Raw genomic sequence first — 25,510 nt, 5'->3', positions numbered from 1 at the left:
TTTTGCGGGGTCACAAAGGTTGCGGCGGCCAAACGCTCATCGCAGTGTCCACAAACGCAATCATTTGCTCATACGGAACCTGATCCTTGGCCTGCACGCTCAAGCCAAACATGACGGTGGTATAGAAACCCGACAGCGTTTGAACATTCGTATCCGCTGGCACGTCACCCTCAAGCAGGCCTTGGTGGATACGATCTTCAATCAGTCGATGGGTTTCTCTGCGCTGGGCAGTGAGTTCGTCCTGGATCACCTGGCTCTCGGGGGTTCCGGACAACGCCGCCAACACCACCAGACAACCACGGGCCGGGTCGCCGCGATAAAACCGCGTGACCGTCTCCTTAAGCAGGACCTCCACCGCTTCGCGAGCCGTCGACGCGTCTGCCAGGACGCTGTAGCGATAGGCGCCATGATGCGTGAGGTAGTGATCCAACGCGGCCCGAAACAGACCTTCCTTGTTCTTGAAGGCCGCATACAGGCTGGGTGGATTGAGACCCATGGCCTGGGTCAGCGCGCTCAGCGATGCCCCTTCGTATCCCCGCAACCAGAACACATCCATTGCCCGGTCCAGCACTTGCGCGCGGTCAAAGGCGCGTGGTCTTCCTCGCTCGGCCATGCTTCCCCCTGGAATTAACGTTCGTTACAAATATATTGACACATCTGACCTCGGTGAATTATTACATAGTGATCATTATGTATATAGCCCCGGTTTTCCCTGCCGGCTCCAGAGGATGGATTTCTGTGACAACGCGTTTACTTTCCCCCCTGGATATTGGTCCCCGGACCCTGCAGAACCGCATAATTTTAACCCCCCTGATCCCGTCTTCACCCCAACCCAGCCCGCCTTGCTACGTTCAATGCGTGGGCGCCGGGTTGGTGATTGCGCAGGGTGCACCTGTCTGTCCTGAAGGCTTGGGCCATATCGATGCCACAGGTCTCTATTCGGCGGAGCAGGTTGCCGCCTGGAAAGCCGTTACCCACACGCTTCATGAAACTGGCAGCCTGGTTGTCGCCCAGCTCTGGCATGTGGGCCGCGTGTCCCATTGCTCGCTGCAACCTAGCAACCGTGCGCCGCTTGCGCCTTCGGGCATCAGGACCCGATCCAAGGTTTTCATCCGCGATGACCAAGGCGCCGGTATCTGGGCGCCGGCTGCAAGCCCCAGAGAGATGACACTGGCAGACATTCGCCTGGCTCAACAGGCGTTTGTCGACGCAGCGGCGAATGCCATGACCGCCGGGTTTGATCTGGTTGAGCTACATGGCGCCAGCGGCTATCTGATTGAACAATTCCTGGCCACTGGCACCAATTTGCGCCAGGACGACTACGGGGGATCGCTGGAGAACCGAGCCCGGTTCCTGCTGGAAATCGTGGATAGCCTGATCGCAACCCTGGGAGCAGAGCGCGTCGGTGTGCGCTTGTCGCCCTGGGGCAGCCTCAATGACATTGAGGATCGTGAACCCCATGCCATGGCCCTGTACCTGGCCGAGGAACTCAACCACCGCCACATTGCTTACCTGCACGTGGTTGAGTGGATGCCAGGTACAGGGCCGGCCTACCCCGAAGGTTTTCGCCGATGGCTGCGAGCGGCCTTCAAGAACCCTTTGATTGTATGCGCCAACTTCGATAGCGAGATTAACGAGCGGTTACTGCTCGAGGGCCTGGCAGATGCCATCGCCCTGACAACCCCACTGAGTCTTTGCGCCTATGGCTCAAAAACCATAGAAGTTGCAACATGGATCTGAATGCTCTACGGATGTTCGCGGCCATCGCGCAATCGGGCAGCATGACTGCTGCTGCCGAACACCTGGGTATCCCGCTTGCTACCATCAGCCGCCGGGTCCGGGACCTGGAGCGGGAGCTCAACGTACAACTGCTGCAACGTTCGGTGCACGGTACCTACCTCACCGACGCCGGCATGCGCTTGTACCAGCACGCCAGCCGGGGCCTGGACATACTGACCCGTGGTGAACGCGCCTTGCAAAACGAGCAAGCCAGGCTCAAGGGACTCCTGCGGCTTTCACTGCCGTCTTCGCTCAAGCCCTGGTGGGAAGTGCTCTCAAGGTTCCAGCAGCGTTATCCAGACATTATGCTGCAGGTCCAGGCTAGCGACAGGTCCGACCGCCTGGCCGAAGATGGCGTTGATGTGATCATTCGCATAGGCCGGTGTACTCAGCACTCCCTGGCCAATCAACGGGTGTTCACCTACCACCACGTGCTGGTGGCAGCCCCCGCATTGCTCCAGCGTCTGGGCGAGCCTGCCGAGATCACCGACCTGCACAAGTTCCCTTGTGGCGTCTGGAGCCAAGGTTCGACAGCCAGTTGGCGCCTGGGAAAGGAAGTATTCAAACCTGACCCGACAATACTCACCAACGACTACGCCCATTTATGCAGCCGCGCCCTGGCAGGTGGCGTGCTGACCGAACTGCCCCCGTTCATGGCAATGGAGCACATCAAAAACAATCAGTTGGTCGCCTTGCTGAAGGAACACCCACTCCCAGAACTGGAGATCACCCTGCATTACCCTTCACACCCGACGACCTCCCCCATCGTGCAGGCTTTTCTGGATTTTGCCCGGCAGCACATAAAACACCCCGCCCAGCTCAATACCCAGTCAACGTTGCTGACTCACGCATAACTCATTCCCTTCTCAAGGGCGGGGTGCTGTCTCTCGTCGGCATCAAGACCCGGGCTGACGCCGACGCAAAGCAGCTCGTCGATAGATCTCATGACGCGCGGCAATCATCGGGTCGGTGCTGGTTTCTATTCCATCGACCAGGCCTCCCGGATCAAAGGCCACGGTTTGTTGGGCTGTCGCTTGCTGGGATGACGGGACCAGGGCGCGCAACGTCAATATGCCCAGCTCGACTTCAGCGTGGGCCTGCGCCCCTTGGCGCGGCCAGGGGATGGAACCATCGCCAATCGCATCACCGGGCTCGGCCAGTTGTAGCATCAGACGCAGATTCACCGGCCCCACAGCCAAGCGCCCAGCCATTGCCCGTTGCAGATAATCGTCAGGCATCGCGGCCAATTGCGCACTGCCGAGCGGCGGTTCCTTCAGTTGGGGCTCGATGCGATAACGGCCAACATGACGCCCCCCTTGCGCGTCGACAAACACCAGGCTATTGACCCCAAAATACTCGCTCGAACTGTAGCTGCGTGGTGCCGGTTTGGCAGCCTCCAGAAAGGCCTGCGCTCTGGGATGATCCGCCAGGAACGCCTGAAGCGGTGCCGGGTTGGCAGGCGTGGCGACACTGGCAGCAATGCCCTGCAGAAACACCAGAAAGGCTTCAGGGGTAGCCACGGGGAAGCCATCGTAAGAGTGCGCGACAATATCCGTGGACAGCCCCCCCGGCAGTTCAAACCGAATGGCCATGCCATGGGGACTCGCATCGGGATCCCCGTCACGGGTTGACGGCACACCACTGAAGTTCGAGAACCGCACCAGGATGGGTACTATATTCCCCTGCAAGTGAGCCGCCCGGCTCAGGCCTTGTGCAGCTTTTGACGCAACAAATGTACCGTTGACCAAAACGCCCCTGGCATGTGCTATCCGAAACCCGGGGTGGTTGCCAAACGTAGCGTAGAGAGCGTCAAGCAAGGCGTCATACAACTGACTCTGTGACATCGGCACGCTCCTTTGGACCTGCCACTTATCCTGGCCTGCAACCACTGGCGCAGAGGCGGCAATCATCGCGCCCAGCAGCACCGCGGCCAGTGGTCTCAAGCCTCCCATGCCCCTATCCCCGCACAGTCACTGGCGTGGACCGGGGTTGAGCGCAATGTGTTTGTATTCGACAAAGTCGTCCATGGCCGCCATCCCGTTGAGACGCCCTTGGCCCGATTGTTTGAATCCTCCCTCTTCGAACTCGTCGTACACCACCGCCCAATCATTGACCCATACCGTCCCGGCCTCAAGCTCGCGCGCCACCCGCAGGGAGCGGTCGATATCCCGGGTCCAGATGCTCGCGGCCAGACCGTATTCGCTGTTGTTGGCCAGTTCGAGAGCCTGGGCTTCAGTGTCGAAGATTTGCACAGTCAGCACCGGACCAAAGGTTTCATGTTGCACGATGGGCATATCCGCATTGTTCACTTGCAGCAGCGTCGGGCGGTAAAACGCCCCCTGGGCCAACGTTCCCGTCGTGATCGGGCCACCGCGCACAATGACCTGCGCCCCGCCAGCAATGGCCTCTTCGACCGCCTGGTTCACGCGCTGTACATTGGCCTTGTCGATCAGGGGTCCCATTTCACTGGCTGGGTCTGCTGCCGGGCCGACCCGGACCGCCTTGAGCCGCGCCGCCAGACGCTCGATCAAGACCGGCGCAATCTCGCGTTGTACCAGCAGGCGCGAACCGGTCATGCAGAACTGTCCTGCGAAAACCGTCAGGGCCTTTTCCAATGTCGGCACGGCCGCATCGAGGTCAGCATCGGCAAAAACCACCATAGGTGTCTTCCCACCCAGCTCCAGGCCAAAGCGCTTGAGGTGCTGTGCGCCGACGGCCGAAATACTCCGACCGGTACCGGTGCTGCCCGTAAAGCTGATCACCGGTACGTCGGGCGACTCCACCAGATGCTTGGACCCTTGTGGTCCAAGCTCACTGAACAGGTTGATGACGCCTTGGGGCAGCGAGACCGCTTGCGACATGATCTGCGAAACCAGTGTGTTGGTCTGGGCGGTCTGCCCAGGCATTTTGATCACCACCGTGCAGCCTGCCGCCAGGGCCGGTGCCAGCGAACGGATCATCAGCACCACCGGTGAATTCCACGGGGCGATGATGCCCGCCACCCCCACAGCCTGGCGGATAACCAGGGAAATCTTGCCCGGCCTGGGCTCACCAGCCCGCCCGTATTCGGCCCTGGCGAGCGCTGCGTAGTAACGCAACTTGGAAGGCACCATGCTCACTTCAAACTGCGCTTCTGGCTTGATCTTGCCATTCTCCAGCGCCAGGATTTCGATCAACGCTTGCGCGTTACGCTCAAACGCGTCCGCCAGCTCTAACAGGACCTGGGCACGCAGGTGACGGTCGTCTTTCCAGGGGGTTTGAACAAACGCCCGGCGCGCCGCTTCAATGCCTTTCTGTGCTTCATCCAACCCGCCATTGGCATAGCGGCCAATGACAGTGGAGGTGGCTGGATCGAAGGATTCTTTGTAATCACCGGAATCAAGCCATTGACCATCAATCCAGTTCAACGCAGTGGTTGGACTCATTTTGTGAACTCACTCAGCGGTAGTGGTGGGCGATTTTTTCGGCAGTGGCAATCACTGTGATATTGATCGCGACAGAGGGCACATCAGGGAAAATCGACGCATCCACCACCCGCAGGCCTTGCAGGCCCAGGACCCGGCCTTGCAGATCGACGACAGCTTGCGGATCGCCTTCGCGCCCCATGGGTGCAGTGGAGGTGGGGTGATGATAGGTATCGAGACTCGCGCGGACACTGGCCAGCAGCGCCTCATCGGAATCGGCACCTGCACCCGGATTGAGTTCTGAATGCACGAGACGGTTGAGTGGCGCAGTCGCGCCGATCTTGCGTGACAGGCGAATCCCTTCCAGCAGGCGCTGGCGGTCGTGTTCCTGGGCAAGAAAGTTGAGGTCGATGTTCGGGGCGACCGAGGGGTCGCGGCTGGCCAGCGTCACCTTGCCGGTGGACAGAGGACGAGTGAGCGCCACAGCAAGTACAAAACCGACCTTGGTCGGGCTTGAGTCATGCGGGAACAGATGGGTAGCGGTGATATGCAAATCCAGCTCACCGGCACGGGCCGTGCTGCTGCCAGTCCAGAGCTTGGCGCCTATCGCCGGGGATTGGCCGCCGATCTGATCGGGCTTGGCGGCATACGCATTGTAGTAGAACGGGTGATCCACCAGATGCTGGCCCACCGGTAGATCCGCCACCAACGGAATCTGCAGGTTCTGCAGATCAGTTGCCGGACCGATGCCTGAGCGCAACAGGATCGCGGCGCTGCCGTAGGTACCGGCACACAGGATAACTTCATCGGCCAACAGTTTTTCGCCGTTGGCCAGTTGCACCCCCGTGGCCTGCTTGCCAGTGAACAAAACCTTATCCACCAGGCTGTCCGGACGGATATGCAGATTGCGGCGCGCGCGAACCTGATCAGTCAGATAGGCCATGCCCGTATTGACGCGCACGCCGTCGACCACGTTCATCGAGTAGGCGCCGACCCCGTCGGCCTGCGGCCCGTCAAAGTCATCGATAACGTTGAAGCCATTGGCCACTGTCGCGTCAATAAAAGCGCGTTGCATGGGGCTGACATCTGAGCGCTTGAGTTGATGCACAGGTAGCGGCCCGTCATGACCATGCAAGGCACTCTCACCGCCGCTGTGTGTTTCCAGCTTTTTGAACCAGGGCAGCATTTGCTCGAAGCTCCAGCCTGGCAGGTTCCAGCGCTGGAAATCAGCCTCGCGGGCACGAAGCGCCACGGCGCCGTTGACTCCCGAACTGCCACCCAGCACCTTGCCGCGCACTGCACCAATAGGATGGTCGATGTAGCCGGGCTGAGTCTTGTAACCCCACTCGAATTCAGGGTTGCCGTTGGCACCGACGATATCGCTTTTGGCGATGATCTCGGGATAGCGGCCAGGGGCGTAGCTATGCCCGGCTTCCAGCAGGACGACCTGGCGCTGACTGTTTTCACTCAACCGACGGGCAAGTACTGCACCCGCCGAACCACCGCCAACGATAATTACATTTGGCGTGCCAAGAGTAGTGCTCATGTTAGTTCTCCCGTGCTGTTATTAGGACTGGGTAATCGTATTATTTTGCGCCGAGCGTACTTTCCAACCGGAATTGTTTTTTACCAAGACCCAAGTAAATATCCCCTCATAGGGCGGCATCACTTGCCCCTTGGTATCTCGAACATCTTTTATGCTCCAGCGCCAGTGCACAATTGCAACATTCGTGCTGACAAGATTTATTTCCGGCACGCCGCTGACGGCATAGACACTTTTGTCATAGCGCCCTTTGAATAACTCACTGTGTACTTGATAGATCTTCTGCGGGTTATCCCATTTACTTCCCGTAATACCGATAAAGTCGCCATCTTCGGCAAAAAGCTCACTGAGTTTTTTCGCGTCATGCCTGTTCCAGCCGTCAACAAACTGATTGATCAGCAACGTGATCGAGTGTTGTGCACCATTTATTTCCGCACGGCCGTCACCACTGGGCGAATCCGCATTGGCCAGCGGCACCAGGCCGCCCCCCAGTCCAATCACTAATACCCAGAAACGAATGTTTTTAAAAGCTAATACGTTCAACACGAAAACACCTCCGCCGCCAGGCCGAGATGTATCCCTGCCTGTATCAAAACTTATGATTTCTTACAGCGCAAACAATCTGAGCGCATTCTCACGACCGATCTTGATCCGGTCGTTATCGCTGATCAGCGCATTATCAAACCAAGTGCTGGCAGTCTTCATGCTTTCATAGGGGTAATCTGCGGAAAACAGCATCCGGTCTACGCCCACTTCACTGATAGAGTCCAACAAGCCTTTGGTGTGAAAGTGCCCGGCGGTGGTCAAATAAAAATTGTTAGACAAGTAATGCCCGACTGTCTGTTTGGCACTGCCAAGTCCCACGCCTTCACGCTGCATGTTCAAGCGATGCTGCAACCGTGGCAGCATCAGCGGTAAACCTTCCCCCAAATGCCCCAGAATAATAGTGAGATTAGGGTACTTATCGAAAAGCCCACTGAGCATCAAGCGAATCGCATGGGTAGCCGTTTCATGGGCAAACCCCCAGGCTGAACCAACGAGAGACGGATAACCATCATAAATGCGGCGTTGGCTGGGCAATGGCTCTCGCGGGTGCAGGTAGACAGGAACATTCAATGCCGCGACACGCTCCCAGAACTCCCAGACCGGCGACTCATCCAAGTACTGGGCGCTGTCGGCATTCCCAATATTGGTGTAGCCGTTGATCAATGCCCCGACAAATCCCAAGTCATTGACTGCCCGCTCTAGTTCGTCCGCAGCGTCAGCAGGTGACTGAAGCGCAACAGTGGCAAACGCTTTTAAACGCGAAGGATGTTTATCCACAAAGCGTTCGCGAATGTAGTCATTGGTCTGTCGGGCAAAGTCGACGGCTTTTTTAGTATCGAGAATGCCCTGGGCGCCGGGAGACGTCAGAGAAATGATGGAAATATCTATGCCGTTCTGCTCCATCTCTTCTACTCGACGATCGCTGTCGAGCAAGCGCCACTCAACGTCGTCCATATAAGCCTTACCGTTTCTCGCCGTCTCTCCCGCTGAATCCCACACACTGTTATTCAGTTCGGAACTTACATGTTCTTCTAGAACTATTTTACCGTTCATCACTTCACCCCTGTATGAGAAACCGCATGTACTCACGGCGCAGAACAACCCTCTATCGCCCCTAGAACATCGGCGACGCTAATAGTGGCTTGCCTAACAGCGTTGAAATCAATATCCAGCAATCAACAACCAGTGTTAACCCCTCAAAATGAGATATCGACTCTCACCTATGGGAGGTTATGACGACGACACAACCTCAACGTGACGAACAACCTTAATACCGAAAACCCTCGGCATCATGAAAACAACAGCCTCTCATTTATAGATGGCTCCCTATCATTCCTGACAGTTCATCAAAAGATAGAAGTAAGGCAGGATACCGCAACCAGCGACACAGCAAATCCTGACTGTCGCCGGCAACAAGTAGTGTATTGAGCAGGCCCGTGCGCAACAGGTCAAAGGCGTACATTACTTTTTCACGACATAGATCGCACGAGAGACAAACAGAGGGAAACATGAAAACAACAAGCCTGATTCGTACACCGCTCCTTACACTGGCCATGACCGGCGTCCTTAGCCTCTTTGCTGCCGCCAGTGCGACAGCAGCAGAAGACAATGGTGCGCCGCCCTTCTCCAGCGATCCCAAAATAAAGAGCGTGCAACAAGAAGCCTATAACGTCGTGCGCCAATATGAACAGGCACTCAACGAAGGTAATACCAAGAAAATAGTTAGTCTGTTTGCGGCCGATAGCGTTGCAGAGTGGAATAACAAGCGTACTTACACGACCGTCCAGCAAAAGACCGAAGGCTATGATGCATTATTTAAAATAGCCAAATTCAAAACAGTGTTCGCCTACGACGCAATTAATCTGTATGGCGATGCCGCGGTCATCCGCACACATCACCACAAAGGAGCAACCGTGATGGAGAACGACAAGCCCGTCATTGACCTGAACCGCGAAGTGTTCATCCTCAATAAAACCAGCCAGGGCTGGAAGATTGTCTTGTATACATTCAACACTGATCCCGTACAGGGCGAAGGTTGATTAGTACATAACACCCAAGCGCGATACCGGGGTATGACTTGACCATCACACCCCGTTTGAAAATCCCCCCTTTTTAACTGCCCTCCTGGCACAGCCCTTAGCTGTGCCCACAGCAAACAACGTCTTTACGGTCGAGACTGCACTCAGAGAATAGAAGTAGCGCCATGGACCTTAATGCCATACGGATGTTTGTCGCCACTGCCAAATGTGGCAGTTTCACGGCCGCCGCCGAGCGCCTGGAAATTCCGCTCGCGACACTCAGCCGGCGAATCAGAGAACTGGAGCGCGTGCTGCAAGTGCAACTGCTGGAACGCTCGGTACACGGCACGCGCCTCACTGACGCAGGTACACGCCTGTATGAACATGCCAGCCGAGGACTTGAAATGCTGGTCGATGGCGAGCGCGCCCTGATCAGCGACCAGACGCAGCTCAGAGGGCGTTTACGGCTTTCGCTCCCCCCTTCATTCGAACCGTGGTGGGAGGTGCTGTCGGCGTTTCAGCGGCACTATCCGGACATACAGCTACAGGTCTATACGAGCGACAGGCGTATTGACTTGATCGAGGATGGCATTGATGTCGTCATGCGGATCGGACCTATTACTCACGATTCAATGGTGGCTAGACGCATGCTGACCTACCGCCACCTTCTGGTCGCATCTCCCACCCTGCTGGCACGTTTAGGTGTACCGAACAAAGTCGCGCACTTACGCAACTATCCCTGTGGAGTCTGGAGCCAGGAGGCTTCCACCACGTGGCATCTGGGCGAGGAGACCTTCAAACCCGACCCCATAATAGCGACCAACGATTACGCTCATTTACGCACCCGGGCATTGGCCGGGGACCTGGTCACCGAGCTGCCGCCGTTCATGGCCCTAGAGGCGATAGGGAACAATCAATTGGTCACGCTCCTGGAGAAACATCCACTCCCGGAAATGGAGATCAACCTGCTCTACCCGTCGCACCGGCACCCGTCCAGTCTTGTGCGAACTTATCTGGACTTTGCCCAACAGCATATAAAACGCCTTATGTAGCCACTTGTTTCCCAAGCCAGGGCACAGTGGAAAGCCTGAAAGTGTTGATGTTTTTCAGCCAGCACCATGCAACGATCACCCACTGCCATGGTCAAGACCTCAGATAACTACAAAAGAGGTGACGATGGATCTCAACGCGATACAAATGTTCGTGGCTGTCTCCCAGATGGGAAGCCTGTCAGCTGCCGCCCTCCATATGGACATTCCACTGCAAACCTTGAGTCGGCGTATTCGCGAGCTGGAACATGAGTTGAATGTGCAGCTATTGCATCGCTCCATGCGAGGCACCAAGTTGACCCTGGCCGGAGAAAAGCTCTATGAGTATGCGAGCCGCGGCATAGAAGCCTTCGCACAAGGAAAGTCGGCCTTGATCAGTGACCAGGATGCACTCAGGGGCCGCTTGAGAGTGGCACTTCCGGTCGCATTCGAGCCCTGGGGGCAATTGCTGTGCGACTTTCAACGGCGTTATCCGCAAATAGAACTTGCGGTTTACTTTACAGAGCAGCGCACGGACCTTATTGCCGAAGGTATTGATGTCGCGCTTCGCGTCGGCGCCATCGAACAAGACACTTTGATCGCACGCCACATGATTAACTTCCGACATAAGCTCGTTGCCAGCCCGACGCTGCTTGAGCGACTGGGTGAGCCTCATACACCGGACGACCTGCTCAGGTTCCCCTGTGCAACCTGGTCAAAGGATTCCAATACGCGCAGCCTGTGGACCCTGGGTAACCAGACCCTCGAACCTACTGCCATCGTTACGACAAATAACTACCTGCACCTGCGCAACTGCGCACTGAATGGCGACTGCATTACCGAGCTCCCTCCCTTTCTGGCAGTCCAGGCCATTGAAGAAGGCCGCCTGCGGGCAGTGCTGGACAACTACCCAATGCCGGAGACCCCCGTGCATTTGCTCTATCAATCACACCGCCATCCTTCTCGTCTGGTGCGCGTCTATCTGGACTTCTGTCAGGAGTATTTGCAGCATTGGCGCCCTTCGGCCCTCGTATCACTTGTCACACGCCCACAGGCGGAGTCAACAACCCGTGAGCGTATCAGCTGTTAAACGAGCGTCAGCACCTGCTTGAGTGCCTTGCGCGGTTTTTGTGGCCAGTTTTGCGCCAGCGCATATCCGACAGCCACCAACATCACAGGCACCTCAGAAGAGGTCAGTTGGAATTCACGGGAAACCCCGGCCGAATCAAAGCCAATCATCGGGCCCGAAGCCAATCCTTGCCCCTGTGCAGCCAGCATCAAGGTCATTGCACACAGTGATGCCGAGCGAATGGCCTCATCTCGCTGGAACACTTCATTGCCTTCGTACATGCCATTGGCCATTGCAACCCAGGTATCGAAGACCGTGCGTTCGATAATGCCTTTCTCAAGAGATGGCAGCAGGGCTTCTGGCAAGCCTTCATGGGGGGCCAACGTCCCGCAAATGATAAAAGTGACAGAGGCATCGGCGATTTTTGGCTGGTCATAAGCAACTTTTTTCAGGCGCTGCTTGGCCTCCGGCGTGCGCACGGCAATTACTTTCCAGTTTTGCGCATTGAATGATGAAGGTGCCAACGTGGCTAGACGAACCAGCTTTTCGATTTGCTCATCCGAAAGCGCACGACTGGCATCGAACGCATTAGCTGAAATTCGGCTTTCGATCAATTCGCTAACATTTTTCATGATACTTCCCATTGGCTGTGATGACTTGATAGGCCCGCAGGCCGCCACAACAAAGTGGCCACACATACGGCCGGCCATAATCCCCTCCCGACCAGCTACATGAGAATACTCACCAGTGAGACGCGGCCTCCCATAAGGCAGAGGCTTATCCGGGCGAAAGCGCATGGGTGATATCAAACCATTGCCGAAAGGCTGAACAAGCGTCTCGACCCGCCAGCCACAAATCGCAGACAAACAAAAACGCCGCTCATCACTGAGCGGCGTTTTTATTGAATATGGAGCGGGAAACGAGACTCGAACTCGCGACCCCGACCTTGGCAAGGTCGTGCTCTACCAACTGAGCTATTCCCGCAAATGGCGTCCCCTAGGGGACTCGAACCCCTGTTACCGCCGTGAAAGGGCGGTGTCCTAGGCCACTAGACGAAGGGGACACGCTAACTGAAACACATGGTGTGTATTCCAGTGCCCAGACCCTTATCCGAAGACTTGGTCCTGGTTTCACTCAGTGCCGCCCGAAAGCCACACTGTTTAAAAATGGAGCGGGAAACGAGACTCGAACTCGCGACCCCGACCTTGGCAAGGTCGTGCTCTACCAACTGAGCTATTCCCGCAATGGCGTCCCCTAGGGGACTCGAACCCCTGTTACCGCCGTGAAAGGGCGGTGTCCTAGGCCACTAGACGAAGGGGACACACGTACAACATTCACTCCCTACCGCGTTTCGCTGTGTGCTTTACGCTGTAAGTGGCGCGCATTCTATGGATGGATTGAAAGGTCGTCAACCCCCAAGGATAAATTTATTTAAATCAATGACTTCGCAGCGCTTTAGAGGCCCTGCGCGGGTTTCTCTGCGTCCAGGCTTTGGCGCCTATATTCTGGCGCCCGACAAGACGTTATAGTTCCGGCCCGCAAATGATGGCAATGTGCATCTACTCAGGTGACGCCTCTATTATATAGGCGAAAGCACTGACTCATCTCGTCGAAGAGTCCTATCCGCCGCATGCGCCAATCACTACACTTCAACGCACATCCCATAAAGAGGTCACACCGGTGACACCACTCATGATCACCCTGCTGGTAATAGCCGGGATTGTAATACTGATCGCCATTGGCTACATGAACCACGTGGTGGAAAACAACAAACTGGAAAAAGCCCGGGCCCAGATTGAGCTCAATGATCGACTGCGCCGCTGTGGCGAGATCACCGAGACGTTCCCCGGCCAGCTGATGACGCCACAGCTCAAGCTGCTGCTAACCCGCCTGGAACTGAACGTCAACCAACGCATGCTCCACCTCAATAAATCCAGTGCAACCATCAAGGCACGTATTGCCGAGCTCGAAGCGCTGGTGGGCCAGGGCGAATCGATCCCGGTGAACAATCCCCCGGGGCCGATCCAGACCGAAGCCAAGGCCAAGGATGTGCGCTTTTTGTTGGAAGCCCTGCACGGTCAGGTCACCCGCGCGGCTCAGGACGGCTTTTTGCCCACCAATGAGGCCAAGCACTGGATCCGCGAAATCCGTCACCTGTTGGTGTTGCTGCACATCGAGTTCTTCAACAACCTGGGCCAGCACGCTTTACAGCAGTCCCAACCCGGCCAGGCGCGCCTGGCGTTTGAACGCGGCGTTCAGTACCTGCGCAAGCAGCCGGAGCCAGCAACCTACAGCCAGCACTTGCAACTGCTGGAGAAACAATTGGCACGCGCCAACTCCATGGTGCTGACCAATAGCCAGCAAACCGCAGAAGAGGTCAATGAACTGACCGAAGGCTTGAAAGCCGATGACGCCGATGCCGAATGGAAAAAGAAAGTCATTTACGATTGACCGCCTCATACCAATCCGTCATCGCCGGCTCGCGGGCGATGACGATGTATCTGCCAACACTGCCACGTCAGGCGGGCTGTAGGCGCTACCTGTTGGTCACAGGCGAAAATGCCCCACCATCCCCTTGAGCTGCGCGCCCAGTTGCGCCAACTCGATACTCGACGCGGCGTTACCCTGCATGCTGAGCGCCGATTGATCGGCGCTCGCACGAATGCCGGTGACGCTACGGTTGATCTCCTCGGCCACTGAGCTCTGCTCCTCGGCCGCCGCCGCAATCTGTTGGTTCATCTGCTGGATCAGCGAGACAGCCTCAGCGATGCTGCCCAAGGCACTTTCGGTTTCCAGGGCATCACTGACCGCCAGCTTCACTAACTCACCACTGTGCTGGATATCCCGCACTGAAGAGTGCGCAGCACTATGCAGGGTGCTGACCAAGCGCTCGATTTCCTCCGTCGATCGCTGGGTGCGCCTGGCCAGGGCGCGCACTTCATCGGCCACCACGGCAAAGCCGCGCCCTTGCTCGCCGGCCCGTGCGGCTTCGATGGCCGCGTTGAGCGCTAACAGATTGGTCTGCTCGGCAACGCTTTTGATCACTTCCAACACACTGCCGATGTTCTGGATTTCGGCGCTCAGGCTCTCGATGCTGGTACTGGCGGATGTCGCCGAACTGGCCAGCAGTTCGATACGCTGCAAGCTCTGGCGCACCACCTGCTGGCCGCTGTCGACCTTACTATCGGCAGTCTGCGCCGCGTGTGCTGCTTGTTCGGCATTGCGCGCCACGTCATGCACCGTAGCCGCCATCTGATTCATGGCGGTGGCGACCTGCTCGGTTTCTTCTTTCTGCCTGCTGACTTCGATATTGGTCTGCTCGGTCACGCTGGATAACGACTGGGCCGAGCTGGCCAATTGCTCTATCCCCGCCTGCAGTCCGCTGACCATGCTACCCAGCCCGCTGCCCATCTGCTGCATCGCCTGCATCAATTGGCCCATTTCGTCCTGTCGACTCACGTCCATCCGCCCACGCAGATCGCCGGCGGCTATCTGCCGGGCCACTGCAATCACACTGCGCAACGGCATGACGATCAAGCGGGTAATCAGCCACGCGGCAATCACCCCGACCAACAAGGCCAGGGCCGAGGAAACAATGATCAACAGGCTGCTCTTGGCCAACTGCACCTGCATCGACCGGTCCTGCGCGGCATAGGCCTGGTTAACCTGCGACACCACCTGCGCCGCCCGCTCATGCAACTGCTGGTAGACAATCTTCTCCTGGGCCAGCAGGCCGGTGTATTCGGTGAGCTTGTCGCTGAAGGCGCCGATATGCCCGACCACTTCATTGAGCACGGTCTGATAGCCTGGATCCTTGACCTGGGTCTTCAGTTGTTCGGCCTGGGCCAGTGCCTGGTCAGCCTGTTCGATGCGGCCTTGCCCGGTACTGTCCTCATCGCCCTTGCGGCTCTGGTCGAGGCGTACCCGCGCTTCGTTCATGGCCTGCAACATCAGCCGGGAGACCTGCCCCACCTGCCCGGCCTGCTCGACAAATTCAGCCCCCTCCTTACCCTGGCTTTCCTTGAGGCCATAAACCCCGTCGTCGGCCAGGCCGGCCTGCAATACATCAAGGTTATTGGCGACACTGGACACCGACCAACTGGCCATTTCCAGCGCCAGGTCCTTGGCCTGGGTGAGCTCGACAAACTCATCAAACGCCTTGCGATAGGCATTCAGCGCCTGCTCGACCTCGGTCATATTGAGCGCCAGGGCTTCGGCCACCAGGCTATCCACCCGTTCATGCAGGGCCTCTACCGATTTGGCATCGGTGCGCAATGCATACGCCTGCTCGATCAAGCGCACGTTCAGCAGCCCCTCATTGAGCGAGGACGTGCCCTTGAGCCCCGCAAAACGCTGGCCAACGGTTTGCAGGGACCACACGCCAATCGCCGCTACCAAGGCGGTCAACAGCAATACCAAGGCAAACCCCAACGCCAGCTTCCTGGCCAGCCCAAGGTTGGCAAATCGTCGTTGCACGGCCCAAATCATTGCGCAAAGTCCTCGTGGCGTGGCGAATGCCAGCAAGCCGGGTTCCCATGCAACGAGATTCGCAACCCCAGGCCCCGTGACACAAGACGTTGGCGCCACAATAATGGCAAAAAGCTACACACCCGTCGTTTTCAGAATGGTGGAGGTCGATCCTGCAGGCCCCATGGCCTTGAACAACGCCAGGGCCCGATAATCGCAGGCATACGCCACATTGATCCGTAGCCAGTCGGCGTGCTCGCCAGTCGGGCTGAACAGCTCCCCTGAAGACAGCAAGACCCCAAGCTGTCGGGCTCTTGCGTGCAGCCTTGAACCATCCCCTGTCCGCGGGCGCGCCCAAACAAACATGCCACCTGCAGGTACCGTAAACACCTCCCACTCCTCGTCCTCCAGCACCTGCAAGGTCTTCGCCATCTCCGTACCCAACCGTCGGCGCAGACGTTGTACCCATTTACGGTAGGTGCCGTTGGCCAGCAGGCAGGCCACCATCGCTTCGGCAAAGCGTGAGGTCCCCATCCCGGTCAAGATCTTGAGCTTGAGCACCTGGCTGACGAGTGCCGTGCTGGCGGTGAGATAGCCCACCCGCAGGGCACTGCTCAGAGTCTTGGAAAAGCTCGAGATATAGATCACCCGGTCATCATGGGCCAACGCCGCCAGACGGACACAAGAGGCGTGTTGCAGGTCGCCGTAGACATCCTCCTCGACAATCAGGAAGTCTCGGGTGCGAGCCAAATGCAACAGCCGTTCGGCCACCTCCCGCGAGAGACTGCTACCCGTCGGGTTGTGGTAGAGGCTGTTGATGAACAGGCACTTGGGCCGGTGGCTGGCCAGCAGCGTTTCCAGCGCTTGAATATCCGGGCCGCTGCGGGTCCTCGGGACCTCCAGCAACGTGACGCCGTGGAAGGTCAACTGACGATAAAGGTTGCCGTAGCCAGGGGTTTCAACCACCACCGTATCGCCGGCCTTGAGCAAGCTCCGGATCAGCAGATCCTGGGCATGGCTGGCCCCGTGGGTGGTGAGGATCCGCTCGGCACTGCTGGCCACCTGGATCTGCATGAGGCGCTTGTGCAATTGCTCACGCAGCGCCGGCAACCCCAAGGGCGTGCTGTAGTTGAAGACCCCAGCGGTATCCGTGCGGCTGATTTCGCGGATTGCGTAGCTGATGTCATCACTTTCACGCCAGGTATCAGGCAGCCAACCGCACCCCAGCTTCAACTCTCCCAACTGGTTGTCGGTAAAGTCTCCCCATTTGCGCTCCGCGCCTTCGTACCACTGGCACTCAGCCAATAGGCTGCCGGCCACAGGCTGGACAGCGATCACAAAACCCGAGCCCGCCCTTGAGGCTAACAGCCCTTCGGCCACCATGCGCTCCAGGGCCTCGACCACACTCGATTGACTGAGCAGGTTGTCATGGGCCAGTTGCCGAATGGAAGGCAAGCGCGTTCCCGGGCTGACCCCACTCTCCCGAATCCATGCGGCAATCGCGCTGACAATTTGCTGAACCACCGGTACAAGGGCTTGTCGATTGATCCCTAAATCCATGAGCCACCCCCTTCAACTGTTTGGCATTTAACTCAAAACAGTTAAGCACAGAAGGCCAGGATCACCTCGATCATAAATTTATTAAATAATTGATTTTATTGAATTATTTACCTATTGAAACACAATGATCCAGGGCATCTTGCCACCTACGGAAATGCCCCACAGCGCTTGAAATCACTTTCTCAGCAATGACGGCAGCAGGTCCTAGATAGCCGTCGCACCACCATCCACGGCCAATGCATGACCAGTGGTGAATGCTGCACCATCGCTGCACAAATACAGCACCGCGCTGGCGATTTCCGCGACCGTGCCAATGCGCCCGACCGGATGCATGGCAGCGGCAAACTCAGCCTTGCGCGGGTCCGCTTCATAGGCCCGGCGGAACATGTCCGTATCGATCACCGCCGGGCACACCGCGTTGACGCGGATTTTCTTTTTCGCGTACTCGATGGCCGCCGATTTGGTCAGGCCAATCACCGCATGCTTGGACGCTGCATAAATACTCATCTTCGGCGCGGCTCCCAGCCCGGCTACCGACGCCGTATTGACGATCGCCCCACCGCCCTGGGCCAACAGCAACGGCAACTGATACTTCATGCACAACCACACGCCCTTGACGTTGACACCCATGATGGCGTCGAACTCATCCAGGGTACCGTCGGCCAGCTTGCCCTGTTCAATCTCGATGCCAGCATTGTTGAACGCATAGTCCAGGCGACCATAGTGCTTCAACACCTGCTGCATCAGTTGTTGTACGTCCGCCTCCAGGGTCACGTTACAGCCCACGAACACAGCTTCGCCGCCTGCCTCGCGGATCAACGCGACCGTGCCCTCACCGCCCGTCACATCGAGGTCGGCGACCACTACCTTCAAGCCTTCACCGGCGAATGCCAGTGCCGTAGCGCGGCCAATACCGTTGGCGGCACCGGTGACCAGGGCGACCTGGCCGGAAAACGTCATGCTCATGCTTATATCCTTGGATGAATGCCCGTGGGCCCAGCATAGCCAGGGCCCGGCGTCGCGCGTCAGCACTATCAGAGGGCCGGTTGGACACCCATGCGTGGCAGTGATAAGGCTGCCATGCCCACTATCAAGCCAACCTATCGACGGGCATTCGCAGTGATCGGCCAAGCTTGCCCCAGTCGCCTGGAGGGTCTATCACTTGAGGCTCATTTACCCAGAGTCCTTGCCATGAGTGCCCATTCCAACCGCCAATTCCTGCTTGCCAAACGCCCGGTCGGTGCGGCCACGCGGGACACCTTTACCTATCAGCAAGTACCAGTGGGCAACCTGGCGGACGGCCAGGTGCTGGTGCGCAACGAATACCTGTCCCTCGACCCGGCCATGCGTGGCTGGATGAATGAAGGCAAGTCCTACATCCCGCCGGTGGGTATCGGTGAAGTCATGCGTGCATTGGGCGTAGGCCAAGTCATCGCCTCAAGCAACCCGAAATTCGCCGTAGGCGATTACGTCAATGGTGCCCTGGGCGTGCAGGACTACTTCCTCGGCGAGCCGCGCGGGTTCTACAAGGTCGACCCGAAACTGGCGCCGCTACCGCGTTATCTGTCTGCGCTGGGCATGACCGGCATGACCGCCTACTTCGCGCTGCTCGACACCGGCGCGCCCAAGGCCGGCGATACCGTGGTGATTTCCGGCGCCGCCGGTGCGGTGGGCAGCATTGCCGGGCAGATTGCCAAGATCAAGGGTTGCCGCGTGGTAGGAATTGCCGGCGGCGCCGACAAGTGCAAGTTTCTGGTAGACGAGCTGGGGTTCGATGCGGCCATTGACTACAAGAACGAAGACGTGCCGGCCGCTCTCAAGCGCGAATGCCCGACCGGCGTGGACGTCTATTTCGATAACGTGGGCGGCGACATCCTCGACGCCGTACTTAGCCGCCTGGCGTTGAAGGCGCGGGTGGTGATTTGCGGGGCTATCAGTCAGTACAACAACAAGGAAGCCGTGAAGGGCCCGGCCAACTACTTGTCACTGCTGGTCAATCGGGCGCGCATGGAAGGGTTTGTGGTGATGGATCATGCGGCGAATTTTGCCGCCGCCGGGCAGGAAATGGCCGGCTGGATGGCCCAGGGCAAGCTCAAGAGCAAGGAAGATATTGTCGAAGGCCTGGAAACGTTCCCGGAGACGCTGATGAAGCTGTTCAACGGCGAGAACTTCGGCAAGTTGGTGCTGAAGGTCAACTGACACAGCACAAACCAATGTAGGAGCTGGCTTGCCTGCGATACAGACACCTCGGTTCTACAGGCATCGCGAGGTGATGCTATCGCCGGCAAGCCAGCGCCTACAGGGTTAGCGCAAGGGCATCAGGCGATTTCGGCGACTACCGCCGCCAAGGCCTTGGCCGGATCGGCCGCCTGGCTGATCGGGCGACCAATCACCAGGTAATCAGAACCCGCATCCAGCGCCTGGCGCGGCGTGAGGATACGGCGCTGGTCGTCCTGGGCGCTGCCTGCCGGACGAATCCCCGGAGTCACCAATTGCAGCGCCGGATGGGCGGTCTTCAATGCCTGGGCTTCCAGCGCCGAGCAGACCAGGCCATCGAGACCAGCCTTCTGCGCCAGGGCCGCCAGACGCAGCACCTGCTCCTGGGGCTCGATATCCAGGCCAATGCCGGCCAGGTCTTCGCGCTCCATGCTGGTCAGCACGGTCACACCGATCAGCAACGGCTTGGGACCGCTGCGTTGCTCCAACACCTCACGGCACGCAGCCATCATGCGCAGGCCGCCGGAACAGTGGACATTGACCATCCATACGCCCATCTCGGCTGCAGCCTTGACCGCCATCGCCGTGGTATTGGGGATGTCATGGAATTTCAGGTCGAGGAACACCTCGAAGCCTTTGTCACGCAGGGTGCCGACGATTTCTGCGGCACAGCTGGTGAACAATTCCTTGCCGACCTTGACCCGGCAGAGCTTGGGGTCCAACTGGTCAGCCAGCTTCAGTGCGGCGTCACGGGTGGGGTAATCCAGGGCGACGATGATAGGAGTCTGGCAGACGGACATTGGAATGGGCTCTCAGGCAAGTCGAAATCGGCGCGGATTGTAGCGCAAGCAGCAGCTTTGCGGGATCCGATGATCGGTAAATCCTCGGCAAGCGCTTATTTAACGGGGAGAACGGGCTAATATTTCAAAGCCGATACATTTGCGACACGCCTGCAACATGCTCCGGGCGTAACGTCTCCTGCGCGCCCACACAGTGCCTATGCTCAACGCAATGACCCCGCCGCCGCCCCAGGGCCTGGCGGCCAACCAGGCAGATGATCGCACCATACCTCCCCCTTTCGCCCTGCCCCATGAACTCGCCTCCGAGGACAAGCGCTGGAACACCCGCGCACTGATCGTCGACGATGATGTACCGATCCGCGAATTGCTGAGTGCCTGGGCCAAAGTGCTCCGTTGCAAGTGCAGCCCATGGCCTTGCGTTCGTGCCTGAACAACTTGATCGACAACGCCCTGCGCTACGCCGGCACGGCGCGCCTTGAACTGCGGGACAGCACCCAGGCATTAGTGATCCGGGTGATCGGCCATGGGCCGGGGATTGCAGCCGAACAGCGTGAGGCGGTGTTCGAGCCGTTTTTTCGCCTTGAAGGCTCGCGCAACCGCAACTCTGGTGGCGTGGGGTTGGGAATGACCATTGCCAAGGAGGCGGTGAAGCGGTTGGGCGGCCAATTACATCTGGAGGAATCAGCAGGTGCTGGGTTAACGGCGAAAATGTGGCTGCCCAGGGATTAGCCCCTTGTAGGAGCCGGCTTGCCGGCGATAGCGACTTCAAGTTCACCGCAAGCTCAAAGCCGGCTCCTACAACAACGAATTAGCCTGTCCTGTCTTCGCGGCGAACCTGCGCCTGGCTCGCACTCCAATCGGTTAACAGGCTATACGCCACTGCCAGCAACGTCGGCCCGATAAACAAGCCGATAAAGCCAAACGCAATCAACCCGCCAAACACCCCCAGCAACACGATCACCAGCGGCAGGTTGCCGCCGCGGCTGATCAGGTAGGGTTTAAGTACGTTGTCCACACCGCTGATGATGAATGTGCCCCAGACACCAAGAAACACCGCGTAGGTGTAATCGCCCTTCCAGACCAGCCAGGCTGTGGCCGGGATCCAGACCAGCGGCGGCCCCATGGGGATCAGGCTCAGCAGGAAGGTAACGATCCCCAGCACCAGCGCCCCGGGCACGCCGGCGATCAAGAAGCCAATCAGTGCCAACAGTGCCTGGGCCGCGGCGGTGCCAATCACACCGTTGACCACCCGCTGTACGGTACCGGCCACCAGGTCGATGTAGTACCCGGCACGCTCACCGATCAAGCGCTCCAGCAAGCGGTGGACGAACATCGCCAGGCGCGGCCCGTCGCGGTAAAAAAAGAACACAAACACCAGGCTCAGGGTCAGTTCCAGGATGCCGCCGCCGATCTGTGCACTACGGGCCAGCAACCAGTTGCCGACCTGCCCCAGGTAAGGTTTTAGCGTGACCATCAAGGCCGCGCCCTGCTGGTCGATACTGTCCCACATGCCTACCAGCCGCTCCCCCACGAACGGGATGGAACCCAGCCAGTCCGGCGCTTCGGGCAGGCCATCGACCTGGATATCCTTGATCAGCGTCACGGCGTCGCGCACATGGTCGGCCAGGTTGAAGCCCAGCCACACCAGCGGCACCGCCACCAGTAACATCCAGCCCAAGGTCAGGATTCCCGCCGCCAGGGACTCGCGGCCACCCAGGGCGCGGGTCAACAGGCGCATCAGTGGCCAACTGGCAAACGCCAGCACCGCGCCCCAGAACAGCGCCGACCAGAATGGCGCCATCACCCAGAAACTGGCACCAAACAGCACCAGGAGCAGGATCTGCACCAGCAGGCGATCATTGTTAAGCATGTGGTTTCTCGAAAAGAAGTCTTGTTGAGGGAGAGCGTAGGCGAACGGCGCGGGTCCGTTCGCCCAGAAACGATCAGCGGATCACTTGCAGGTGCAGGCCCTTGGCCTCGCCAGTGACGGTTTCCAAACGCGCCGCACGCACGCCCTTGTCGATCAGGCCCTGGCGCCAGGCTTCAGCGTTGGGTCCGCTCAAACTGACCCGCAAGGTGGTATCGAGGTTCAACCCACGGGAAATCAGGGTCAACCACGTTGTGTCAGGCTCAGCGCCCAACAAGGGGAAATCCAGGTCGCCGGTGCTTTTCAATTCGCGCAGCAGCGTGGCCGAAGTCGGCAGCAATTGCCCCAGTGGTGCGCTGGCGTCCATTTGCTCGACATGCAGGTAAGCCCGGCGATTGCCACGGGTGATGCCGTACAGCGCCACCAGGGAGTTGTCCTGGGGAGCGGCCAGGCGCAACAACAGGAACTCCTGCTGACCATCGGCGCCGACCAGCTTGGCGTTGCCCAGTACTTCGTTGGCCCAGAGACTGCTTTCGCCGCAATCACGGGCCTGGCACCAGAACAGCAACTGCGCGCCCTGCTCTTGCAACGCCTCGCGGGTAGCCTTGAAGGCTGCGCTGGAAGTGTGCTCGGCGGGCAGTTCATAGGTGATGGCGGTCACTTGGCCACGCGCCGTGGCCTGGCCTTCGTAGCGCAACTGGCCGCTGATCTTGCGGATCGCGCCCATGGGGTAGATGCGTTCTTTTTCTTCGGCGGGACGGTAGTCGACAATCTGCGCATCCACCTGACGGGCCACGCTGGGCAGGTCCTGGCTTCCCGGCAGATCAGCAGCAAAAACCAACGGGCTGATGCAGCACAGCCCAAGCACACGGATAACTCCCTTGGCACTGCTCATCGGATCGGTGCGCCTTGGCCGGTGGATGCCTTCGCGGTATTCGGATTGTTCATGGTTGACTCCCTTTCAATCCGCCCAGCCTCGACAGTTGCCCCCGCCAAGTCAAGGCGCGGTGAAGAACCGATTGAAACAGTCTGCAACAAGAGCCGCTCCCGACTCGTCATTCAGGTGCAAATGATGGCCACCTGCAAGGGTGGTTACAGTGAAAGGAAGCTGCGAAAGCAGCTCGGGATGCTTGGCCAACATGCCCTCTTGCGCGACCACCAACTGTGTAGGGCATGCCACTCGGCGCACGAAAGCCATGGCCTGCTCTTCCGTCAGGCGCATCGGCGAAGCCAGGGTCAGCCGACTGTCGCTGCGCCAGGTGTAGCCACCCGGCACCGGCATCAAGCCGCGCTGGGCCAGGAGCTGCGCCGCTTCACGACTGACCGCCACCACGCCTTTCATCCGCGCTTCCACCGCTCGGTCGAGGGTGCCGTACACCGGCTTGCGCTTGTCTTGCAGGCTGATTTGCGCCTGCAAGGCCATGCCCAGGCGCTCGGCGGCATTCTCGCCGGTGGCGGTCGGCGGGATCACGCCGTCGATCAACCCCAGGTGCGTCACACGCTCCGGCAAGGCCCCGGCCAGCACGGTGGAGACAATCGCACCAAGGGAATGGCCAAGTAATGCAAAACGTTTCCAGCCAAGTTGTTCGGCCACTTGCAACACATCAAACACGTAGTCCCATACCGCATAACCTGCGCCAGCCGGGCGGTGGGCCGAGTGGCCGTGACCGGCCATGTCCAGGGCAACAATGCGCAAGCCCTGCAGCTTGGGTGCCAGGCGCGCGAAGCTGTTGGCGTTATCCAGCCAGCCATGCAGGGCAATCACCGGCAGGCCGTCTTCCGGCCCGAACAGGTGGGCCGCCAGCTCGATATGCGGCAAGCTCAGACGCACTTCTTCGACAGGCATGGTCATGCGCAACTGCGCTCACGGGCTTCCCAGCGGGTAAACAGGTTCTTGATCAGGGCCGCCGTGTCCTGCGGGCGCTCAAGGGGAAACATGTGGCCGCCGGGCATGGTCAGCATCTCGCCCATGGGCAGGCGCGCGACGCCACTGGCATGATGGCGCATCACTACCCGGCTCTGCCGACCGCGCACCACCGCCAGTGGCACTTTCAATTGGCGGGTCTGGCCGGGGCTGGTGTGCGGCACGCCCCGGTAGATGCTGATTTCAGTGGCCGGATCGAACCGCAGGCGCAGGCGATCACCGACCTGCTGCAAACCATGTTGCAGGTACGCCTCCAGACATTCCGGGTCAAACCCGCGAAACAGCGTCTTGCCGGAAAAGTACTGGCGGGCGGCGTCCAGGTCGGAAAATTCTTCGCGCCGGCCCAGGGTGCGGCCGGCGGGGGTCAGGCGGTCGATCAGGCCAAAGCGCTTGGCCGCACGGATCACCCAGCGGTCGGCAAGGGTCAGCACCGGCGAGTCGAGCATCACCACCCCGCGATACAACTGCGGGCAACGCAGGGCCGCGTGTAAATGCAACACCCCGCCCAGTGAGTGGCCGACGCCCCACACGGGCTGCGGCTGCTGCTCCAGGTGGTGGATCAGTTCATCCACCAGGTTCTGCCAATTGTCATCCACCGGAAACCGTGGGTCGTGGCCGTGCTGCGACAGATGCGCCACCGTGTACTCCGGCGCCAGGGCATCGAATAACTTGCCGTAGGTCGCCGAAGGGAAGCCATTGGCATGAGTGAAAAACACATGTTGCGACATAGCCAGCTCATCATTCAAAACAGGAAGGGATTGTCCCCATGCCCGGCCGTTACAGCAATGACTGTAACTGCCAGGAATGATGACACTCACGCCACGCCTATCGCGCCGGCGGGTTTTCGCCCAAGGGCACCACGGCCATGGTCAGGCGCGATACACAACTGGCCTTGCCCTCGTCGCTGGTCAGGCGGATGTCCCAGACATGGGTGGTGCGCCCGATATGGATTGCCCGGGCCACCGCCGTCACCCGCCCGGAACGCACACCGCGCAAGTGGTTGGCGTTGATTTCCAGGCCCACGCAATAGAACTTGCTGGGGTCGATGCACAAGTAGCTGGCCACGGAGCCCACCGTCTCAGCCAGTACCACTGAGGCGCCGCCGTGCAGCAGCCCATAAGGTTGATGGGTGCGATGGTCGACCACCATGCTGGCGGTCAGGGACTCGTCGTCGAAGCCCTCAAAGCGAATATCCAGCACTTCACCAATGGTGTTTTTCTGTCTGGCATTGATTTGCTCGATGTCGGGAACGGTGCGCCACAGGCTCATTGCAGTGTCCTTCTTGGTT

General features: G+C 58.9%; 23 protein-coding genes, 4 tRNA genes and 3 pseudogenes. 9 read left to right on the top strand and 21 right to left on the bottom strand.

All coding sequences use genetic code 11. The features are described 5' to 3' along the window. Window positions 1-10 precede the first annotated feature (10 nt). On the bottom strand, window positions 11-613 hold the full coding sequence (locus HZ99_RS25955; RefSeq protein ID WP_038447174.1) for a TetR/AcrR family transcriptional regulator: 603 nt from the start codon (window positions 611-613) through the stop codon (window positions 11-13). A gap of 35 nt (window positions 614-648) precedes the next feature. Between HZ99_RS25955 and HZ99_RS25950 the strand changes: the two genes are divergently transcribed. Together HZ99_RS25950 and HZ99_RS25945 are read left to right on the top strand one after the other, a co-directional pair. Further along, on the top strand, window positions 649-1,740 hold the full coding sequence (locus HZ99_RS25950) for an alkene reductase (RefSeq protein ID WP_158484066.1): 1,092 nt from the start codon (window positions 649-651) through the stop codon (window positions 1,738-1,740). Continuing rightward, a complete protein-coding gene (locus HZ99_RS25945) occupies window positions 1,731-2,633 on the top strand; it encodes a LysR family transcriptional regulator (RefSeq protein ID WP_038447172.1) in 903 nt (300 codons plus the stop codon). Before HZ99_RS25950 ends, HZ99_RS25945 begins: the two co-directional genes overlap by 10 nt. Window positions 2,634-2,675: 42 nt before the next feature. Here the strand turns inward: HZ99_RS25945 and HZ99_RS25940 are convergent, their stop codons facing one another. The 5 genes from HZ99_RS25940 to HZ99_RS25920 form a co-directional block, all read right to left on the bottom strand. Then, on the bottom strand, window positions 2,676-3,623 hold the full coding sequence (locus tag HZ99_RS25940) for a catalase family peroxidase (protein WP_038448200.1): 948 nt from the start codon (window positions 3,621-3,623) through the stop codon (window positions 2,676-2,678). Window positions 3,624-3,749: 126 nt separating this feature from the next. Further along, complete coding sequence (locus HZ99_RS25935) at window positions 3,750-5,204, bottom strand: aldehyde dehydrogenase family protein (RefSeq protein ID WP_038447170.1); 1,455 nt, start codon at window positions 5,202-5,204, stop codon at window positions 3,750-3,752. Window positions 5,205-5,217: 13 nt separating this feature from the next. Then, a complete protein-coding gene (locus tag HZ99_RS25930) occupies window positions 5,218-6,729 on the bottom strand; it encodes a GMC family oxidoreductase (RefSeq protein WP_038447167.1) in 1,512 nt (503 codons plus the stop codon). Between the two features lie 21 nt (window positions 6,730-6,750). Then, complete coding sequence (locus HZ99_RS25925; protein ID WP_038447165.1) at window positions 6,751-7,272, bottom strand: SgcJ/EcaC family oxidoreductase; 522 nt, start codon at window positions 7,270-7,272, stop codon at window positions 6,751-6,753. A 60-nt stretch (window positions 7,273-7,332) separates the two neighbouring features. After that, the gene (locus tag HZ99_RS25920) at window positions 7,333-8,325 is read right to left on the bottom strand and encodes an amidohydrolase family protein (protein WP_038447163.1); all 993 of its coding nucleotides are present in this window, start codon (window positions 8,323-8,325) and stop codon (window positions 7,333-7,335) included. 455 nt (window positions 8,326-8,780) lie between these two features. Between HZ99_RS25920 and HZ99_RS25915 the strand changes: the two genes are divergently transcribed. From HZ99_RS25915 to HZ99_RS25905, 3 genes are all read left to right on the top strand, one after another. Then, window positions 8,781-9,311, top strand: coding sequence for a YybH family protein (locus HZ99_RS25915; RefSeq protein ID WP_038447161.1), 531 nt, complete (start codon window positions 8,781-8,783; stop codon window positions 9,309-9,311). Window positions 9,312-9,475: 164 nt separating this feature from the next. Beyond that, the gene (locus tag HZ99_RS25910; protein WP_038447159.1) at window positions 9,476-10,342 is read left to right on the top strand and encodes a LysR family transcriptional regulator; all 867 of its coding nucleotides are present in this window, start codon (window positions 9,476-9,478) and stop codon (window positions 10,340-10,342) included. Window positions 10,343-10,466: 124 nt separating this feature from the next. Then, a complete protein-coding gene (locus HZ99_RS25905) occupies window positions 10,467-11,408 on the top strand; it encodes a LysR family transcriptional regulator (RefSeq protein WP_080727754.1) in 942 nt (313 codons plus the stop codon). Here the strand turns inward: HZ99_RS25905 and HZ99_RS25900 are convergent. From HZ99_RS25900 to HZ99_RS25880, 5 genes are all read right to left on the bottom strand, one after another. Then, on the bottom strand, window positions 11,405-12,019 hold the full coding sequence (locus HZ99_RS25900) for a nitroreductase family protein (protein ID WP_038447157.1): 615 nt from the start codon (window positions 12,017-12,019) through the stop codon (window positions 11,405-11,407). The two genes, HZ99_RS25905 and HZ99_RS25900, sit on opposite strands and share 4 nt — an antisense overlap. Window positions 12,020-12,295: 276 nt before the next feature. Beyond that, window positions 12,296-12,371, bottom strand: a tRNA-Gly gene (locus tag HZ99_RS25895). A gap of 3 nt (window positions 12,372-12,374) precedes the next feature. Further along, a tRNA-Glu gene (locus HZ99_RS25890) sits at window positions 12,375-12,450 on the bottom strand. Between the two features lie 104 nt (window positions 12,451-12,554). Next, window positions 12,555-12,630, bottom strand: a tRNA-Gly gene (locus HZ99_RS25885). A 2-nt stretch (window positions 12,631-12,632) separates the two neighbouring features. Further along, window positions 12,633-12,708 (bottom strand) — tRNA-Glu (locus HZ99_RS25880). A 359-nt stretch (window positions 12,709-13,067) separates the two neighbouring features. Between HZ99_RS25880 and HZ99_RS25875 the strand changes: the two genes are divergently transcribed. Then, window positions 13,068-13,838 (top strand): hypothetical protein, encoded by a 771-nt coding sequence (locus HZ99_RS25875; protein ID WP_038447148.1) that lies wholly within the window; start codon window positions 13,068-13,070, stop codon window positions 13,836-13,838. Between the two features lie 96 nt (window positions 13,839-13,934). Here the strand turns inward: HZ99_RS25875 and HZ99_RS29695 are convergent, their stop codons facing one another. The 4 genes and pseudogenes from HZ99_RS29695 to HZ99_RS25860 form a co-directional block, all read right to left on the bottom strand. Further along, entirely contained in the window at window positions 13,935-14,777 is an 843-nt protein-coding gene (locus tag HZ99_RS29695) for a methyl-accepting chemotaxis protein (RefSeq protein ID WP_404942442.1), read from the bottom strand. Between the two features lie 27 nt (window positions 14,778-14,804). Further along, window positions 14,805-15,020: pseudogene (locus HZ99_RS29690) on the bottom strand (HAMP domain-containing protein); the annotation flags it as partial. A 969-nt stretch (window positions 15,021-15,989) separates the two neighbouring features. Beyond that, on the bottom strand, window positions 15,990-17,414 hold the full coding sequence (locus HZ99_RS25865; RefSeq protein ID WP_038447144.1) for a PLP-dependent aminotransferase family protein: 1,425 nt from the start codon (window positions 17,412-17,414) through the stop codon (window positions 15,990-15,992). Window positions 17,415-17,618: 204 nt separating this feature from the next. Further along, complete coding sequence (locus HZ99_RS25860; RefSeq protein ID WP_038447142.1) at window positions 17,619-18,380, bottom strand: SDR family oxidoreductase; 762 nt, start codon at window positions 18,378-18,380, stop codon at window positions 17,619-17,621. Window positions 18,381-18,605: 225 nt separating this feature from the next. Between HZ99_RS25860 and HZ99_RS25855 the strand changes: the two genes are divergently transcribed. After that, window positions 18,606-19,613 (top strand): NADP-dependent oxidoreductase, encoded by a 1,008-nt coding sequence (locus tag HZ99_RS25855; protein WP_038447141.1) that lies wholly within the window; start codon window positions 18,606-18,608, stop codon window positions 19,611-19,613. 119 nt (window positions 19,614-19,732) lie between these two features. On the opposite strand, the gene pyrF is transcribed toward HZ99_RS25855, so the two are convergent. Further along, window positions 19,733-20,431 (bottom strand): orotidine-5'-phosphate decarboxylase, encoded by a 699-nt coding sequence (gene pyrF, locus HZ99_RS25850; RefSeq protein ID WP_038447139.1) that lies wholly within the window; start codon window positions 20,429-20,431, stop codon window positions 19,733-19,735. Between the two features lie 199 nt (window positions 20,432-20,630). Between pyrF and HZ99_RS29330 the strand changes: the two are divergent. Together HZ99_RS29330 and HZ99_RS25840 are read left to right on the top strand one after the other, a co-directional pair. Further along, a pseudogene (locus HZ99_RS29330) lies at window positions 20,631-20,801 on the top strand (DNA-binding response regulator); the annotation flags it as partial. A gap of 8 nt (window positions 20,802-20,809) precedes the next feature. Beyond that, window positions 20,810-21,160, top strand: a pseudogene (locus HZ99_RS25840) (sensor histidine kinase); the annotation flags it as partial. 79 nt (window positions 21,161-21,239) lie between these two features. Here HZ99_RS25840 and HZ99_RS25835 read toward each other — a convergent pair. The 5 genes from HZ99_RS25835 to HZ99_RS25815 form a co-directional block, all read right to left on the bottom strand. Then, the gene (locus HZ99_RS25835) at window positions 21,240-22,301 is read right to left on the bottom strand and encodes an AI-2E family transporter (RefSeq protein WP_038447136.1); all 1,062 of its coding nucleotides are present in this window, start codon (window positions 22,299-22,301) and stop codon (window positions 21,240-21,242) included. 73 nt (window positions 22,302-22,374) lie between these two features. Continuing rightward, window positions 22,375-23,193, bottom strand: a complete 819-nt coding sequence (locus HZ99_RS25830; protein WP_038447134.1) for a DUF4892 domain-containing protein — start codon at window positions 23,191-23,193, stop codon at window positions 22,375-22,377. Window positions 23,194-23,295: 102 nt separating this feature from the next. Beyond that, the gene (locus HZ99_RS25825; RefSeq protein WP_038447132.1) at window positions 23,296-24,150 is read right to left on the bottom strand and encodes an alpha/beta hydrolase; all 855 of its coding nucleotides are present in this window, start codon (window positions 24,148-24,150) and stop codon (window positions 23,296-23,298) included. After that, window positions 24,147-24,950: an alpha/beta fold hydrolase gene (locus HZ99_RS25820; protein WP_038447130.1), complete on the bottom strand. Its 804-nt coding sequence runs from the start codon at window positions 24,948-24,950 to the stop codon at window positions 24,147-24,149. Before HZ99_RS25820 ends, HZ99_RS25825 begins: the two co-directional genes overlap by 4 nt. Window positions 24,951-25,047: 97 nt before the next feature. Then, window positions 25,048-25,491, bottom strand: a complete 444-nt coding sequence (locus HZ99_RS25815) for a hotdog fold thioesterase (RefSeq protein WP_038447128.1) — start codon at window positions 25,489-25,491, stop codon at window positions 25,048-25,050. Window positions 25,492-25,510 lie beyond the last annotated feature (19 nt).

The organism is Pseudomonas fluorescens, assembly GCF_000730425.1.
GTDB lineage: Bacteria > Pseudomonadota > Gammaproteobacteria > Pseudomonadales > Pseudomonadaceae > Aquipseudomonas > Aquipseudomonas fluorescens_X.
The sequence above is the reverse complement of the archived record's forward strand: the minus strand, read 5'-3'. Positions and strand labels throughout refer to the sequence as shown.